Consider the following 15,218-nt stretch of genomic DNA (forward strand, 5'->3'; position numbering starts at 1 on the left):
GCACCGCCGCCGGCTCTCGGCTAGATCGCCAGCGGGTCGACGTCGACCGCCCAGCGCAGCACGCCCTTGTGCTGCGCGCGCAGCGTGTGCATCTGCGGCAGCCAGCCGGCCAGCAGTCGCTGGAGCGCGCCGCGCGTCGGCGACTCGACCAGCATCTGCATGCGGTCGACGTCGGCCACCCGTGCCACGGGCGGCGGCACCGGGGGGTAGATCGTCACCCCCATCGACTCGGCCTGCGCCTGGACCCGCTCGGCCGCGGCGCGCAGGAAGGCCTGCGCCACCGCCGCCTCCCGGGCTTCGGCGCGCAGCAGCGCCAGGCTGGCGAAGGGCGGGAGGCCCGCCGCCAGGCGCTCTTCCAGCTGGCCGGCGGCGAAGGCCTCGTAGTCGTGGCGGCGCAGCGCCGCATACAGCGTGTGCCGGGGGTGCCAGGTCTGCACCCACATCTCGCTGCGCGCCGCCTGTTCCGCGTCGCGGCCGGCGCGTCCGGCGGCCTGCATCAGCAACGAGAAGAGCCGCTCGGGCGCGCGGAAGTCGCTGGCGAACAGCGCGCTGTCGGGGTTGACCGCCGCCACCAGCGTGATGCGGCGGAAATCGTGGCCCTTGGCGATCATCTGCGTGCCCACCAGCACGTCGACGTCGCCCGCGTGCACTGCGCCGAGCTGTGCTTCGAGCGAGCCCTTGGTGCGGGTGGTGTCGGCGTCAATGCGCGCCACGCGGGCACCGGGCAGCAGTTCGGCGATCTGCTCCTCCAGGCGCTCGGTGCCCCGGCCGAGGGGCGCGATGTCGAGGTTGCCGCAGTCCGGACAGGCCCGCGGCACGCGCTCGGTGAAACCGCAGTGGTGGCAGCGCAGGCTGCGGTCGCCCTTGTGGAAGACGCGCCAGGCGCTGCAGTGCGGGCAGCCGCTCTTCCAGCCGCAGGCGGTGCAATGCAGCACCGGCGCGTAGCCGCGGCGGTTGAGGAACAGCAGGCTCTGCTCGCCGCGCTCGATGCGTTCGGCGATGGCCTGGACGAGGGGCGGCGCGAGCGCCGGGCCGGCACTGCCGCGTTGGCGCGGCAGGGTGTTCATGTCGAACAGCCGCACCCGCGGCAGCACGCCACCGCCGATGCGCTGCGGCAGCGCAAGCCGGCGGTAGCGCCCCTCGAGCACCCGCTGCCAGGTTTCGAGCGACGGCGTCGCGGAGCCGAGCACCACCGGCACGCCTTCGACGTGGCCGCGGTACACCGCCAGGTCGCGCGCCGAGTACCTCGCCCCCTCCTGCTGCTTGAAGGAGGGGTCGTGCTCCTCGTCGGCCACGATCAGTCCGAGGCGCGGCAACGAAGCGAACACGGCGAGCCGGGTGCCGAGCACCAGGTCGGCCGCGCCCAGGTGGGCCAGCATCCAGTGCCGCAGGCGCTGCGCCGGCGTGAGGCCGCTGTGCAGCGAGACGAGCCGGCGGCCGGCGAAGCGCTCCGCGAAGCGCGCCTCGAGCTGCGGCGTGAGGTTGATCTCGGGCACCATCACCAGCACCTGCCTGCCGGCCGCCAGCGCGGCCTCGGCGGCGTGCAGGTAGACCTCCGTCTTGCCGCTGCCGGTGACGCCGTGCAGCAGGTAGGTGCCCGGCGCGGCGCCGATGGCTTCCACGGCGGCGCGCTGTTCGTCGTTCAGCGCGGGGCCGTGCAGCGGATCGCCCGGCGCCGCGGCCGGGGGCGCCTCGGCCCGGTGCAGGCGCGCGATGCGCCGGGTGAGCTGTACGTCGTCCAGCTTGCGCAGTTCGGGCGGCAGCACGGCCAGCGCCAGCTCGCCGAGCCCCCGTTGGTAGTAGGCCGCCGCGAAGCCCACGAGCTGGCGCCAGCTGTCGCCCAGCGGGGGCAGCGATGCCAGCACCTCGCGCACGGGCTTGAGTTCGGGCGGCGCATCCCCTGGGGGGCGCTCCCAGACGATGCCTGGCACCTCGCGCCGGCCCAGCGGCACACGCACCAGGGTGCCGGGCGGCAAGCCGGGCGCGGTGCTGGCGTAGTCGAGGGGTGCGCCCAGCCCGGTGTGCTGCGGGGTCTCCACCGCGACGGCGACGGTGACGAGGTCTACTTGCATCGCAAAGCTCGGTTCCACCTCACCGATCGCGCCTAAGTTCTTGATGACAAAAGACTTTCACCGGTTGCCCAGAATTTCTGTGGATAACTATGTGCAAAAGCTGAAGGCAGACGCGCTAAATACTTGATTCACCAAGGCTTCCCCTTGGTTTGCCCAAGCTTGCAGCAAAGGCCGAAGCTCGAAAAATCAACAACTTAGCGCGCTTTCGGGTATTCCTGATGGCAGGCGGCGATGTTCGAGCATCTGACTTTCCCAGGCTTGCTTTTTGGGGATAAGTCAAGGGCTTCGCAGCGCTTTCAGGCCGGGGGATGCGCCGTGCGGCGGGCCGACGCCACATCGACCTGCCCTAAGTACTTGATCGGCATCGGCTTTTTGAAGTTGCCCCAGTTTTCTGTGGATAACTTTGTGCAGAAGCTGGAGGCAGCCGCGCTAACTGCTTGATGCACCGGGGATCTTCGCCAGATTGCCTGCTCTTGAGGCATCGTCATTTTTTCAATCAAATCAACAACTTAGATATCGAGAATAAAAGTTGTGCGGTAACTGACGGGCGGCCGTAGGCTGCGAAGTGGGGACCAGCACGATGGGGATAAGTCAAGCCCCCGAGAACTTTTTTTGTCGATGGGCCTGCCGCGGTGACGTCGACGATCGGCTGCGCTCTCAGGGCTTCTACGGGGTTACCCAGACTTTCTGTGGATATCTTTGTGCACAAGCTGGAGGCAGACGCGCTAAATGCTTGATTCCCCTGGGGGCCACCCTAGGTTGCCTGTTCTTGGGGCAGCCGGTGAAATTCAAGAAAATCAATCACTTAGCACATGTGCTCGCGCGCCGGGACCAGCGCGCGCGTCCCCAAAATGACGCTGACCGGCAGGTCGTTTTTGGGGATAAGTCAAGTCTTCCAGACCATTTCGAGCGGTTTTCAGGCAAAAGCAATCGCTTCACGCTGCACCGCGCCATTGACGGGAATGGCGGTGGACCTCGTCGACGAGCACCGCCACGGCCTCGGGCGGCGTGTACTGGGAAATGCCGTGCCCGAGATTGAACACGTGGCCGCCGCCACGCGGGTCACCGAAGCGGTCGAGTACGCGCCGCGCCTCGGCTCGCACGGCGTCCTCGCCGGCGAAGAGCACCATCGGGTCGAGGTTGCCCTGCAGCGCGACACGGTCCCCGACACGTGCCCGGGCCGCACCGAGGTCGGTCGTCCAGTCGAGGCCGACGACGTCGGGGCCCAGAGCGGCGATCTGCTCCAGCCACGCGCCGCCGCCCTTGGTGAACACGATGCAGGGGATGCGCGTGCCTTCGTGTTCGCGCTTGAGCGCTGCCAGCACCCGTTCGGTGTAGGCCAGGCTGAAGGCCTGGAAGGCGCCGTCGGCCAGCACGCCGCCCCAGCTGTCGAAGAGCATGACGGCCTGCGCGCCGGCCTCGATCTGGGCATTGAGGTACCGGGCCACCGCCTCGGCGTTGATGGCCAGGATGCGGTGCAGCAGGTCGGGGCGGGCGTACAACATCGTCTTGATGCGGCGGTAGTCGTCGCTGCCCGCGCCCTCGACCATGTAGCAGGCCAGCGTGAAGGGGCTGCCGGAGAAGCCGATCAGCGGCACCCGGCCCGCCAGCGCCTTGCGGATCGAGGCGACCGCATCGAACACGTAGCGCAGCTTGTCCATGTCGGGCACGGCCAGCGCATCGACGGCCGCCTCGTCGCGCACCGGATGCGCAAAGCGCGGGCCCTCGCCCACGGCGAAGCTCAGCCCCAGGCCCATCGCGTCGGGCACGGTGAGGATGTCGGAGAACAGGATCGCCGCGTCCAGCGGAAATCGCTCCAGCGGCTGCAGCGTCACTTCCGTCGCGTAGGCGGGGCTGGTGGCCAGGCCCATGAAGCTGCCCGCGCGGCTGCGCGTGGCGTTGTATTCCGGCAGGTACCGGCCGGCCTGGCGCATCAGCCAGACGGGCGTGTGGTCGGTGGGCTGGCGCAGGCAGGCGCGCAGGAAGCTGTCGTTGAGCAGGGGGGCAAACATCGGCGGATTATCGGTGCCGCCCTCGCGTGCCAGCCGGACGCCGGGGCTACATGCGTTCGGCGCGCTCATGCGGCGGCGGCAGGGCCTCCCCGGCCAGCCAGGCCTGGGCCAGCGCGGTCGCGTCCCGCTGCTGCGAGGCCTGCCACACCAGTTCGGCCGGCACCACCCGCGTGCCGCCGGGCGCCTGAGCCAGGCCGCGCGCCAGCTCGGCCGCGAACTCGGCGACCTTGGCCGCGCGCACCGGCCGGTCCCGCTGCGGCACCATGAAGCGCAGTTGCGACAGCATCAGCTGCGCCACGCGCTGCAGCGCGCCGTCGGCGGCGCCCTCCTGCGGCGCCCGCGCCGGACGCATGAAGACCACGTGGCGGAAGCCGAGCGATGCGACGGCCTGCTCGTCGAGGTTGGCGAGGCCGGCCTTGAGCGCGTCGGGCACGCGGGCGGCATCGTGCGGCAGCACGACGAGCAGGTCGTCGATCCCGCCCTGGTGGAACGCGGCTGCGACGGCGGCCAGGTCCTGCGGCAGCGGGCGGTGCAGCGCCGCTTCCCGGCCATGCGCCAGCCGCGGCGCGTCAAGCACGATCACCCCCGTCTGCGCCCCGAAGGCCGCGAGGTGCGGGACGACGCCGGGCCAGGGCAGCGTGGCCATGCCGCGCGGCGTCGGATGCAGGGGCTGCAGGGTGGTGACCGCCACCGCCGCGAAACCGCCGCGCCCCAGCAACTGCTCGAGCACGGCGGCACCCAGTGCGCCTGCCGCGCCGGCCACCACCGCGCGCCGTGCCAGGGGGGCCGCGGGACGCGGGTGTTGCGCGCCGCGCAGCGCGTTCTGCAGCGAGTCCATCGGCGCAGTATGGACCCCGCGCGGTGTGCATCCGCATGCAGCACGGCGTTAGCATCCCGGCGTCCCAGGAGGAGGAACCCCCATGAACCTGATCCCCCCACGCTCCCGCGCCGCGCTGGCCGCCACGGTGCTCTGCGCCGCCGCGATGCTCTCGGGTTGCGGCTACAACGACTTCCAGCGGCTGGACGAGGAGGTCAAGGCCGGCTGGAGCGAGGTGCTGAACCAGTACCAGCGGCGCGCCGACCTGATCCCCAACATCGTGAACACGGTCAAGGGTGAAGCGAACTTCGAACAGGAGACCCTGACGCGCGTGATCGAGGCGCGCGCCAAGGCGACGTCGATCCAGGCCACGCCGGAGCTGATCAACAACCCCGAGGCGTTCCAGAAGTTCCAGGCGGCGCAGGGCGAGCTGAGCGGCGCGCTGAGCCGGCTGCTCGTGGTGTCGGAGCAGTACCCGAACCTGAAGGCCAACCAGGGCTTCCAGGACCTGCGCGTGCAGCTCGAAGGCACCGAGAACCGCATCACTGTGGCGCGCAACCGCTACATCAAGTCGGTGGCCGAATACAACGTGCTGGCGCGCAGCTTCCCGACCAACCTGACGGCGAAGGTCTTCAGCTACGAGGTCAAGCCGACCTTCACGGTGCAGAACGAGGCGCAGATCTCCACGCCGCCGACGGTGGACTTCGGCCGGCCCGCGGCCCCCGCCGCATCCAAGTAGGCACCCGATGCTCCACGCCGCCCTGCCCGGCTCCGGCCGGTACGACGCCGTCCCCAGGGCGGCCCGGCATGGGCTGGCCGCGCTGCTGGCGCTGCTGGTGCTGCTGGCGTGGCCGGCCGCCGGGCTGCATGCGCAGCCGCTGCAGCCCGTTCCGGCGCTGAGCGGGCGGGTCATCGACCAGACCGGCACGCTGACGGCCGCGCAGGCGGCGGCGCTCGACGGCAAGCTCGCCGCGTTCGAGGCGCAGCACGGGCCGCAGATGGTGATCGTGATCGTCCGCACGACGCTGCCCGAAGACATCGCCGATTTCACGCAGCGGCTGGGCGACGCGTGGCAGCTGGGCCGGCGCGACGTCGGCGACGGGCTGCTGCTCGTCGTGGCCAAGGACGACCGCAAGGTGCGCATCGCGCCGGCGAAGTCGCTGGAGGGTGCGGTGCCCGACCTGGCGGCACGCCAGATCATCGAGCAGCGGATCCGCCCGGCCTTCCGCGCCGACGACTACGCCGGCGGCCTGAACGCCGCGGTGGACGCGCTGATCGCCCGCGTGCAGGGCGAGGGCCTGCCCGCGCCGCAGCCGGGCGCCCGCAGCGGCGCCGAACCCGGGCTGCAGTGGGAGGAGTTGCTCATCTTCTTCTTCGCCGCCGTGCCGATCATCGGCGCCGTGCTCACCGGCGTGATGGGGCGCAAGCTCGGCGCAGTCGCGACGGCGGCGGCGGCAGGCGGGATCGGCTGGTGGATTTCGGCCAGCGCCCTGCTGGCCGGCGCCGCGGCGGTGCTCGCCCTGGTGCTGGTCGGGCTGTTCGGCATCGGCGCCTCCGCCGGGCGGCGGGCGTCCTCCGGGGTTCGGCGCGGCGGCCGGGCCGGCGTTCCGCCCATCATCTGGGGCGGTGGAGGTGGTGGGGGCGGCTGGGGCGGCGGCGGGGGCGGGGGGTTCTCGTCGGGCGGCGGTGGCGATTTTGGCGGCGGTGGCGCCTCGGGAGACTGGTGATGGCGGGACAGCGCCCCTTGCAGACTTCGCGCTGGCGCCGGCTGCTGCGGCACCGCCTGCTGGACGAGTCCGACGTGCGCCGCGCGCTCGACGATGCCGCAATGGGGCGCCTGCAGGCCCGCATCGAGGCCAGCGAACAGCGGCACAGCGGCGAGATTCGCCTCGCGGTGGAGGCCGGGCTGCCGCTGTCCTACCTCTGGCGCGGCCTGCCCGCCCGCGCCCGGGCGATCACGCTGTTCGGCAAGCTGCGCGTGTGGGACACGGAGCAGAACAACGGCGTGCTGATCTACCTGCTGCTGGCCGAGCACGCCATCGAAGTGGTCGCCGACCGCGCGGCCGCCCGGGAGATCGACGCGCCGCAATGGCAGGCGATCGTCGGCGGCATGCGGGAAGCGTTCCGCGCCGGCCGCTTCGAAGAGGGCCTGAACGCCGCGATCGACGAGGTCGACCGGCTTCTGACCGAGCGGTTCCCGCTGCAGCCCGGCGCACGGACGCCGAACGAACTCCCCGATTCGCCATGGGTGGGCTGACGGCAAATACATCCTGTTCCACTTGCCATGGGACTAGGGGGTAACCAGGGGCTCTGGCGCTGATCTTGCTGCACTGCAACCGGCGTGATGCCGCTGCTGCAATGTTGTGCGGGTCTGATGGTCAGGCCGGTGTTGCAGTGGCACATCAGGAGGAGCCACTTTCATGAAGCCATTTTTCAAGCAGACCCTGCTACTGGGCGCTGTCGTGCTGGCCTGCGGGCAAGCCAACGCTGCGTCGGTGAAGCAGTTCGACTCGTTCTCCGACGGGGTGGAAGCCGCGACGGAGTCCGCGCTGACCCAGGTCATGGGCTCGTTCTTCGACACCTACACGTTCTCGTTGTCGGGCCTGTCGAGCGTCGAGACCTACCTGACGAACGTCCTGCCTTCGACCAGCCTGACCGGCAGCTTCGCGCTGTACAGCACCTCCGGGCTGGTCGCCGAAGGGTCGTTCAGCTCCCCGATTACGGCAACTCTTGCCGCCGGCGATTATTCTTACCTGGTGTTCGGCACGTCCGGCGCGAGCACGGGCTACTACTCGCTCGCATCGACCGTCACGCCGGTGCCGGAACCCGAAACGTACGCGCTGTTCCTGGCCGGCCTGGGGGCCATCGGCTTCCTGACCGCACGCCGCCGCTCGAACTGATCGGCCGCCTCGTTCCGGGGCATGAAAAAAGCGGGCCTCGGCCCGCTTTTTTATTGGGGCTGCCCCGGAAGGGCAGCTCGCCGCACGGCTTACTTGCGGCGGAACTTGCGCAGCGCCGCCAGCTGGGCTGCCATGGCCGCGAATTCGCTCTGCGCGGCAGCGAAATCGATGTCGCTCTTGGCGTTTTTCATCGCATCTTCGGCAGCCTTCTTCGCGTCATTGGCCTTGGCCTCGTCGAGGTCGTGGCCGCGGATGGCGGTGTCGGCCAGCACCGTGACGGTGCCGGGCTGCACCTCGAGGATGCCGCCCGCCACGAAAACGAACTCTTCCTCGCCGTTGTCGGCACGCTCGATGCGTACCGCGCCCGGCTTGATGCGGGTGATCAGCGGCGTGTGGCGCGGCAGGATGCCGAGCTCGCCGTTTTCGCCCGGCAGTGCCACGAACTTCGCCTCGCCGGAGAAGATGAGCTCCTCCGCCGAAACGACATCCACGTGTAGGGTAGCCATGGTCGGTGCCCTCGCTTACTGCAGCTTCTTGGCTTTTTCGACCGCTTCTTCGATGGTGCCGACCATGTAGAAGGCCTGCTCGGGCAGGTGGTCGTACTCGCCGGCGACGATGGCCTTGAAGCCCTTGATCGTGTCCTTCAGCGGCACGTACTTGCCGGGCGAGCCGGTGAACACTTCGGCCACGTGGAACGGCTGCGACAGGAAGCGCTGGATCTTCCGGGCGCGTGCCACGGCCAGCTTGTCTTCCGGCGACAGTTCGTCCATGCCCAGGATGGCGATGATGTCGCGCAGTTCCTTGTAGCGCTGCAGGATGCCCTGCACCGCACGGGTCGTGCTGTAGTGCTCTTCGCCGACGACGTTGGGGTCGACCTGGCGCGAGGTGGAGTCGAGCGGGTCGACGGCCGGGTAGATCCCCAGCGCGGCGATGTCACGCGACAGCACGACGGTGGCGTCCAAGTGGGCGAAGGTCGTGGCGGGCGACGGGTCGGTCAGGTCGTCCGCAGGGACGTACACGGCCTGGATCGAGGTGATCGAACCGACCTTGGTCGACGTGATCCGCTCCTGCAGGCGGCCCATTTCTTCGGCCAGCGTCGGCTGGTAGCCCACCGCGGAAGGCATCCGGCCCAGCAGCGCGGACACTTCGGTGCCGGCCAGCGTGTAGCGGTAGATGTTGTCCACGAAGAACAGCACGTCACGGCCTTCGTCGCGGAACGACTCGGCGATCGTCAGGCCGGTCAGCGCCACGCGCAGGCGGTTGCCCGGGGGCTCGTTCATCTGGCCGTAGACCATCGACACCTTCGAGTCTTCGAGCTTCTCGAGGTTGACGACGCCCGAGTCGGCCATCTCGTGATAGAAGTCGTTGCCCTCACGGGTACGCTCGCCCACGCCGGCGAACACCGACAGACCCGAGTGGGCCTTCGCGATGTTGTTGATGAGCTCCATCATGTTCACGGTCTTGCCGACGCCGGCGCCGCCGAACAGGCCCACCTTGCCGCCCTTGGCGAACGGGCAGATCAGGTCGATCACCTTGATGCCGGTTTCCAGCAGCTCCTGCGACGGGCTCAGCTCGTCGTACGAGGGGGCCTTGCGGTGGATGGGGGCCATCAGCTCGTTGCTGACCGGGCCACGTTCGTCGATCGGCGAACCGAGCACGTCCATGATCCGGCCCAGCGTGGCCTTGCCGACGGGCACAGAGATCGCGGCGCCGGTGTTGTAGACCATCGTGCCGCGGCGCAGGCCGTCGGACGAGCCCAGCGCGATGGTGCGCACCACGCCGTCGCCGAGCTGCTGCTGCACTTCCAGCGTCAGGGCCGAGCCTTCCATCTTCAGCGCGTCGTACACGCGCGGCATGTGCTCACGCGGGAATTCCACGTCCACCACCGCGCCGATGCACTGGACGATCTTGCCTTGGGCTTGCGTCATGTCAGATTCCTTTAATCAATTCCGTCACACTGCAGCGGCGCCGCTGACGATCTCGGACAGTTCCTTCGTGATCGCGGCCTGCCGGGTCTTGTTGTAGACCAGCTTCAGCTCGGCGATCAGGTTGCCGGCGTTGTCCGTGGCGGCCTTCATCGCGACCATCCGCGCCGATTGCTCCGACGCCATGTTCTCCGCGACCGCCTGGTACACCAGCGCCTCGACGTAGCGCTTCAGCAGCTCGTCGATCACCGTCGCCGCATCGGGCTCGTAGATGTAGTCCCAGCCGTACGACTGCTTTTCTTCCGCGGTCTGCGCCAGGCGCGTGCCGTCCAGCGGCAGCAGCTGCTCGACCACGGGCTCCTGCTTCATCGTGTTGATGAACTTCGTGTAGCAGAGGTAGACCTTGTCGACCTTGCCTTCGACGAAGGCATCGAGCATCACCTTGACGGGGCCGATGAGCTTCTCGAGCACCGGGGCATCGCCAAGCTGCACAACATGGCTGACGACCGGCGCGCCAAGGCGGTTCAGGAAGCCGAAGCCCTTGTTGCCGATCGCCACGGCCTGCACCTTGTTGCCGGCGTTCTGCTCTTCGCGCATGCGCGTGGTCACGGCCCGCAGCACGTTGGTGTTCAGGCCGCCGCACAGGCCCTTGTCGGTCGTGACGACGACAAACCCCGACACCTTCGACGAAGCGTCGGTGCGCATGTAGGCCGATTGGTACTCGGGGTTCGCCTGCGACAGGTTGGCCGTGATGTTGCGGATCTTGTCGCTGTACGGACGCGCCGCGCGCATCCGGTCCTGCGCCTTGCGCATCTTGGACGCGGCGACCATCTCCATGGCCTTGGTGATCTTCTTGGTGTTCTCCACCGATTTGATCTTGCCGCGTATTTCCTTGCCGACTGCCATCAGACGACTCCTCTCGAACGGGGCGACATGCTCATGCCGAATCCCCAAGCGGACGCCGCGAAACCGGCTTCGCCGGGCCGCTGGCGGCGCCCCCTGGGGGGTGCGCCGAAGGCGCTACGGGGGGGGCGCATGTCAGGCGAAGGACTTCTTGAACGCCGCGATCGCGTCGGTCAATTGCGCTTCCGAATCCTTGCTCAACGCCTTTTCCGATTCCAGCGTCGCCAGCAGCGCCGCGTGGCTCGTCTTCAGGTGCTGATGCAGGCCGTGTTCGAACGCCAGGATCTTCTTGACGTCGATGTCGTCCATGAAGCCCTTGTTGACCGCGAACAGCGTCGCGCCCATCAGGCCGATCGACAGCGGCGAGTACTGCGCCTGCTTCAGCAGTTCGGTCACGCGGGCACCGCGGTCGAGCTGCTTGCGGGTGGCGGCATCCAGGTCGGAGGCGAACTGCGCGAACGCGGCCAGTTCACGGTACTGCGCCAGGTCGGTACGGATACCGCCGGACAGGCCCTTGATCAGCTTGGTCTGGGCGGCACCACCGACGCGCGACACCGAGATACCGGCGTTGATGGCGGGGCGGATACCGGCGTTGAACAGGCTGGTTTCCAGGAAGATCTGGCCGTCGGTGATCGAGATCACGTTGGTCGGCACGAACGCGGACACGTCGCCGGCCTGCGTCTCGATGATCGGCAGCGCGGTCAGAGAACCGGTCTTGCCCTTGACTTCACCCTTGGTGAACGCTTCGACGTAGTCGGCGTTCACGCGCGCGGCACGCTCCAGCAGGCGGCTGTGGAGATAGAACACGTCGCCGGGGAAGGCTTCGCGGCCCGGGGGGCGGCGCAGCAGCAGCGAAACCTGGCGGTAGGCCACGGCCTGCTTGGACAGGTCGTCATAAACGATCAGCGCGTCCTGGCCGCGGTCGCGGAAGTACTCGCCCATCGTGCAGCCCGAGTAGGCCGACACGTACTGCATCGCGGCCGATTCGGAGGCCGACGCGGCGACGACGATGGTGTAGTCCATCGCGCCGGCCTGCTCGAGCGCGCGCACCACGTTCTTGATCGACGAAGCCTTCTGGCCGATCGCGACGTAGACGCAGGTCATGTTCTGACCCTTCTGGTTGATGATCGCGTCGATCGCCACGGCGGTCTTGCCGGTCTGGCGGTCGCCGATGATCAGCTCGCGCTGGCCACGGCCGATGGGCACCATCGAGTCGATCGACTTCAGGCCGGTCTGCACCGGCTGGTCCACCGACTTGCGCGCGATCACGCCCGGGGCGACCTTCTCGATCACGTCCGTCATCTTGGCGTTGATCGGGCCCTTGCCGTCGATCGGCTGGCCGAGCGCGTTCACCACGCGGCCGATCAGCTCGGGGCCGACGGGCACTTCCAGGATGCGGCCCGTGCACTTGACGGCGTCGCCTTCCGAAATGTGCTCGTACTCGCCCAGGATCACGGCGCCGACCGAGTCGCGCTCGAGGTTCAGCGCCAGGCCGTACGACGGCTGGCCGTCCTTGCCGGCGGGGAACTCCAGCATCTCACCCTGCATCACGTCCGACAGACCGTGAACACGCACGATGCCGTCGGTGACCGAGACCACGGTGCCCTGGTTGCGGATGTCCGACGAGGCTTGCAGGCCCTCGATGCGGCTCTTGATCAGTTCGGAAATTTCAGCGGGATTCAGTTGCATAGCATTCTCCGGTCGGCCGGGGGCCGGGGCACTCAGGCGGTGAGCGCGACCTTCATCTGTTCGAGACGCGCTTTGACCGAGGTGTCGAGCACTTCATCGCCCACGACGACGCGAACGCCGCCGATCAGCTCGGGGTCGACCCGGACGCTGAGGTTGAGCTTGCGTCCGAAACGCTTCTCCAGTGCAGAAGACAGCTCGGCCAGGGCCGCGTCCTCGATCGGGAAAGCGCTGTAGACGATGGCGTCGGACACACCGGACCGGGCGTTGACCAGGGCCTGGAACTGGGCGGCGATCTCCGGCAGCGCCGCGAGGCGCCCGTTGTCGATCACCGTACGCAGGAAGTTCTGCAGCGCGGGCGTCAGCGGCAGCCCGGCGACCGAGGCGACCAGGTCGTAGACCTGAGCCGGCTCGGCCTTCGGGTTGTCGGCGAACTGCTGCAGCTGCGCGTTGGCCGCCACCGCGGCCAGCACGTTGAGCTGCTGCGCCGCCTGGGCATCGCCGCCCGCCTTGAACAGCGCTTCGGCATAAGGCCGCGCAATGGTTGCAAGCTCGGCCATGGTGTCAGAGCTCGGTCTTCAGGCGCGACAGCAGGTCGGCGTGCACGCCGGCGTTGACCTCGCGACGCAGGATCTGCTCGGCGCCCTTGACGGCCAGCGCAGCGACCTGCTCGCGCAGGGCTTCGCGGGCTTGCACGAGTGCCTGATCCGCCTCGGCCTTGGCCGCGGCGACGATCTTGGCGCCCTCTTCGTTGGCACGCGTCTTGGCCTCTTCGACGATCGACTGGGCCAGGCGCTCGGCGTCAGCCAGGCGCTTGCCGGCGTCGTCGCGCGCAGCGCTCAGCTGCTGCTCGACGCGCTGGTTGGCTTGCGCCAGCTCGGACTTGGCCTTGTCGGCCGCGGCCAGGCCGTCGGCGATCTTGCGGGCCCGCTCATCCAGCGCCTTGGTGATCGGCGGCCAGATGTAGCGCATCGAAAACCAGACCAGGATCGCAAAGACAACCGCCTGCAGGAACAGGGTTGAATTGATGTTCACGGCACGATCCTTTCGCTCGTGAAAGGGTCAGGACGGGAAATCAGGCGGCGAGCTGGAACGGATTCGCAAAAGCGAACAGCAGCGCGATGGCCACGCCGATCAGGAACGCAGCGTCGATCAGGCCGGCCAGGATGAACATCTTGGTTTGCAGTTCGTTCATCAGTTCGGGCTGGCGAGCCGACGACTCGAGGAACTTGCCGCCCATCAGCGCGATGCCGATGGAAGCGCCGATGGCGCCCAGACCGACGATCAGACCACAAGCGAGCGCGACGAGGCCGAGGATGTTTTCCATGTTTGCTCCTAAGGAGAGGTTTTGGTGAGGAAAGAAAAACGAGAGAACCGAATCAATGCGCGTCGTGCGCCTGACCGACATAGATCAGCGTGAGCATCATGAAAATGAACGCCTGCAGCGTGATCACCAGAATGTGGAAGAGGGTCCAGACGGTCCCGGCCACCACATGCCCGACGCCCAGCCAGAAGCCGCCGGACAAGGGGTTGAATTGCCACGCCCACACGCCACCCATCAGCGCGATCAGCATGAACACGAGTTCGCCGGCGAACATGTTGCCGAACAGCCGCATGCCGTGCGAGACGGTCTTGGCCAGGAACTCGATCATCTGCATCAGGAAGTTCACCGGGTACAGGAACCACTTGTCCCCGAATGGCGCCGCCACGAGTTCGTGCGCCCAGCCGCCCGCGCCCTTGATCTTGATGTTGTAGAAGATGCAGACCACCAGGACGCTGCACGACAGGCCCAGCGTGGTCGACAGGTCGGCGGTCGGCACGACGCGGTGGTAGTCGGCATGGCCCAGGGCCGGGCCCACGCTGTGCCAGATGCCCGGCAGCAGGTCGACCGGGATCATGTCCATGAAGTTCATCAGGAAGATCCAGACGAACACGGTCAGCGCGAGCGGCGACACCAGCTTGCGGCTGGTGGCGTTGTGGATCACGCCCTTGGCCTGGTTGTCGACCATCTCGACCATGATCTCCAGCGCCGCCTGGAAGCGCCCCGGCACGCCCGACGTGGCACGGCGCGCAGCGCGCCACAGCACGAAACTGCCGAGGATGCCCAGCAGGATCGAGTACACCAGCGAATCCAGGTTGAACACGCCGAAGTCGACGATCGAGGTCTGCTTCGCAGGCTCGAACGACAGCGTCTTCTGCAAGTGCTGGAGGTGGTGAACGATGTACTCACCGGCGGTGGGTGCGTGTCCTTCTGCTGCCATCTCTGTTTGAACCAGTTGTCTTTTCGTTCATCACCGGCCGCGCCACAAGAGCGCGACCCAGTACGTTTTCAAGCACACCACCATCGCGACCAGCAGTGCCGGCCAGCTCAGATGTGGCAGAAGCTTCGGTGCGAGCACGAGCATCGCCACCGAAACAAGCAATTTCACCAACTCCCAGACCATGAAGCCGACGGCTCCGGATCCTGGCGCTCCCGTACTCAGCCGGCTGGTGAGCCCCCTGGCCATGACGGCCCCCGGGATCACCACCACGCCCGCGCCGTACAACGCCGACCAGAACACATTCGACTCCCGTGCGAACGCCACCGCAACGACCGCGAAGGTCAAGCCGACCAGGACCTGCACCCTCACCACGCGCCACGGCGAAATTGCCGGATGCCTCTCCCGCCACGCTCGGGCCTCTTCGGGCGACAGGCTCTTGACCTGCTGCTCGTCGACCTCATCTCGTCCGGTGTCGGCCCACTTGTCGGATCGGTCGCTCCGTTCAGACATCGTGCAGCTCTCTCACATACCGGCCAGCGGCAAAGCGGCGGGAGTATACGAGCAAACCCGTGCATTTCCGGGCATCCCACCCTCCTGCTGCGGATTGACACTTGCCGCCCTTCCCCTTTTGGTGCATGCGGT

17 protein-coding genes are annotated in these 15,218 nt (G+C 68.0%); 5 read left to right on the forward strand and 12 right to left on the reverse strand.

Translation table 11 applies throughout. The annotated features are described in order from the left end of the window. Positions 1–20: 20 nt before the first annotated feature. A complete protein-coding gene (locus tag V4F39_RS09950) occupies positions 21–2,072 on the reverse strand; it encodes a primosomal protein N' (protein ID WP_332289193.1) in 2,052 nt (683 codons plus the stop codon). A gap of 231 nt (positions 2,073–2,303) precedes the next feature. On the opposite strand from V4F39_RS09950, the gene V4F39_RS09955 reads away from it, so the two are divergent. Then, the gene (locus V4F39_RS09955; RefSeq protein WP_332289194.1) at positions 2,304–2,513 is read left to right on the forward strand and encodes a hypothetical protein; all 210 of its coding nucleotides are present in this window, start codon (positions 2,304–2,306) and stop codon (positions 2,511–2,513) included. A 494-nt stretch (positions 2,514–3,007) separates the two neighbouring features. Here the strand turns inward: V4F39_RS09955 and hemE are convergent, their stop codons facing one another. Together hemE and V4F39_RS09965 are read right to left on the reverse strand one after the other, a co-directional pair. Then, positions 3,008–4,084, reverse strand: a complete 1,077-nt coding sequence (gene hemE / locus V4F39_RS09960; RefSeq protein ID WP_332289195.1) for a uroporphyrinogen decarboxylase — start codon at positions 4,082–4,084, stop codon at positions 3,008–3,010. Positions 4,085–4,130: 46 nt separating this feature from the next. Then, complete coding sequence (locus tag V4F39_RS09965) at positions 4,131–4,922, reverse strand: hypothetical protein (protein WP_332289196.1); 792 nt, start codon at positions 4,920–4,922, stop codon at positions 4,131–4,133. A gap of 82 nt (positions 4,923–5,004) precedes the next feature. Between V4F39_RS09965 and V4F39_RS09970 the strand changes: the two genes are divergently transcribed. From V4F39_RS09970 to V4F39_RS09985, 4 genes are all read left to right on the forward strand, one after another. Beyond that, complete coding sequence (locus V4F39_RS09970; protein ID WP_378235177.1) at positions 5,005–5,640, forward strand: LemA family protein; 636 nt, start codon at positions 5,005–5,007, stop codon at positions 5,638–5,640. Positions 5,641–5,647: 7 nt separating this feature from the next. Next, a complete protein-coding gene (locus V4F39_RS09975; protein ID WP_332289197.1) occupies positions 5,648–6,628 on the forward strand; it encodes a TPM domain-containing protein in 981 nt (326 codons plus the stop codon). Next, positions 6,628–7,158 carry a TPM domain-containing protein gene (locus tag V4F39_RS09980; RefSeq protein ID WP_378235178.1) on the forward strand — a complete coding sequence of 177 codons (531 nt, stop codon included), beginning with the start codon at positions 6,628–6,630 and terminating at the stop codon, positions 7,156–7,158. The genes V4F39_RS09975 and V4F39_RS09980 overlap by 1 nt, the downstream gene beginning before the upstream one ends. A gap of 163 nt (positions 7,159–7,321) precedes the next feature. Further along, the gene (locus V4F39_RS09985; protein WP_332289199.1) at positions 7,322–7,801 is read left to right on the forward strand and encodes an FxDxF family PEP-CTERM protein; all 480 of its coding nucleotides are present in this window, start codon (positions 7,322–7,324) and stop codon (positions 7,799–7,801) included. An 89-nt stretch (positions 7,802–7,890) separates the two neighbouring features. Here the strand turns inward: V4F39_RS09985 and V4F39_RS09990 are convergent, their stop codons facing one another. The 9 genes from V4F39_RS09990 to V4F39_RS10030 form a co-directional block, all read right to left on the reverse strand. Continuing rightward, positions 7,891–8,307: a F0F1 ATP synthase subunit epsilon gene (locus V4F39_RS09990; protein WP_332289200.1), complete on the reverse strand. Its 417-nt coding sequence runs from the start codon at positions 8,305–8,307 to the stop codon at positions 7,891–7,893. A gap of 15 nt (positions 8,308–8,322) precedes the next feature. Beyond that, positions 8,323–9,729: a F0F1 ATP synthase subunit beta gene (atpD, locus tag V4F39_RS09995; protein ID WP_332289201.1), complete on the reverse strand. Its 1,407-nt coding sequence runs from the start codon at positions 9,727–9,729 to the stop codon at positions 8,323–8,325. Positions 9,730–9,753: 24 nt separating this feature from the next. Then, on the reverse strand, positions 9,754–10,632 hold the full coding sequence (gene atpG, locus V4F39_RS10000; protein WP_332289202.1) for a F0F1 ATP synthase subunit gamma: 879 nt from the start codon (positions 10,630–10,632) through the stop codon (positions 9,754–9,756). A 132-nt stretch (positions 10,633–10,764) separates the two neighbouring features. Then, the gene (atpA, locus tag V4F39_RS10005; protein ID WP_332289204.1) at positions 10,765–12,318 is read right to left on the reverse strand and encodes a F0F1 ATP synthase subunit alpha; all 1,554 of its coding nucleotides are present in this window, start codon (positions 12,316–12,318) and stop codon (positions 10,765–10,767) included. A gap of 32 nt (positions 12,319–12,350) precedes the next feature. Beyond that, positions 12,351–12,875: a F0F1 ATP synthase subunit delta gene (locus V4F39_RS10010; protein WP_332289205.1), complete on the reverse strand. Its 525-nt coding sequence runs from the start codon at positions 12,873–12,875 to the stop codon at positions 12,351–12,353. A 4-nt stretch (positions 12,876–12,879) separates the two neighbouring features. After that, positions 12,880–13,350 carry a F0F1 ATP synthase subunit B gene (locus V4F39_RS10015; RefSeq protein WP_332289206.1) on the reverse strand — a complete coding sequence of 157 codons (471 nt, stop codon included), beginning with the start codon at positions 13,348–13,350 and terminating at the stop codon, positions 12,880–12,882. A gap of 40 nt (positions 13,351–13,390) precedes the next feature. Then, the gene (gene atpE / locus V4F39_RS10020; protein WP_225861400.1) at positions 13,391–13,642 is read right to left on the reverse strand and encodes a F0F1 ATP synthase subunit C; all 252 of its coding nucleotides are present in this window, start codon (positions 13,640–13,642) and stop codon (positions 13,391–13,393) included. A gap of 52 nt (positions 13,643–13,694) precedes the next feature. Further along, on the reverse strand, positions 13,695–14,576 hold the full coding sequence (gene atpB, locus V4F39_RS10025; RefSeq protein ID WP_332289208.1) for a F0F1 ATP synthase subunit A: 882 nt from the start codon (positions 14,574–14,576) through the stop codon (positions 13,695–13,697). A 30-nt stretch (positions 14,577–14,606) separates the two neighbouring features. Continuing rightward, positions 14,607–15,086: an ATP synthase subunit I gene (locus V4F39_RS10030; protein WP_332289209.1), complete on the reverse strand. Its 480-nt coding sequence runs from the start codon at positions 15,084–15,086 to the stop codon at positions 14,607–14,609. Positions 15,087–15,218 lie beyond the last annotated feature (132 nt).

It is taken from the genome of Aquincola agrisoli, assembly GCF_036621135.1.
Taxonomy (GTDB): Bacteria; Pseudomonadota; Gammaproteobacteria; order Burkholderiales; family Burkholderiaceae_C; genus Aquincola; species Aquincola agrisoli.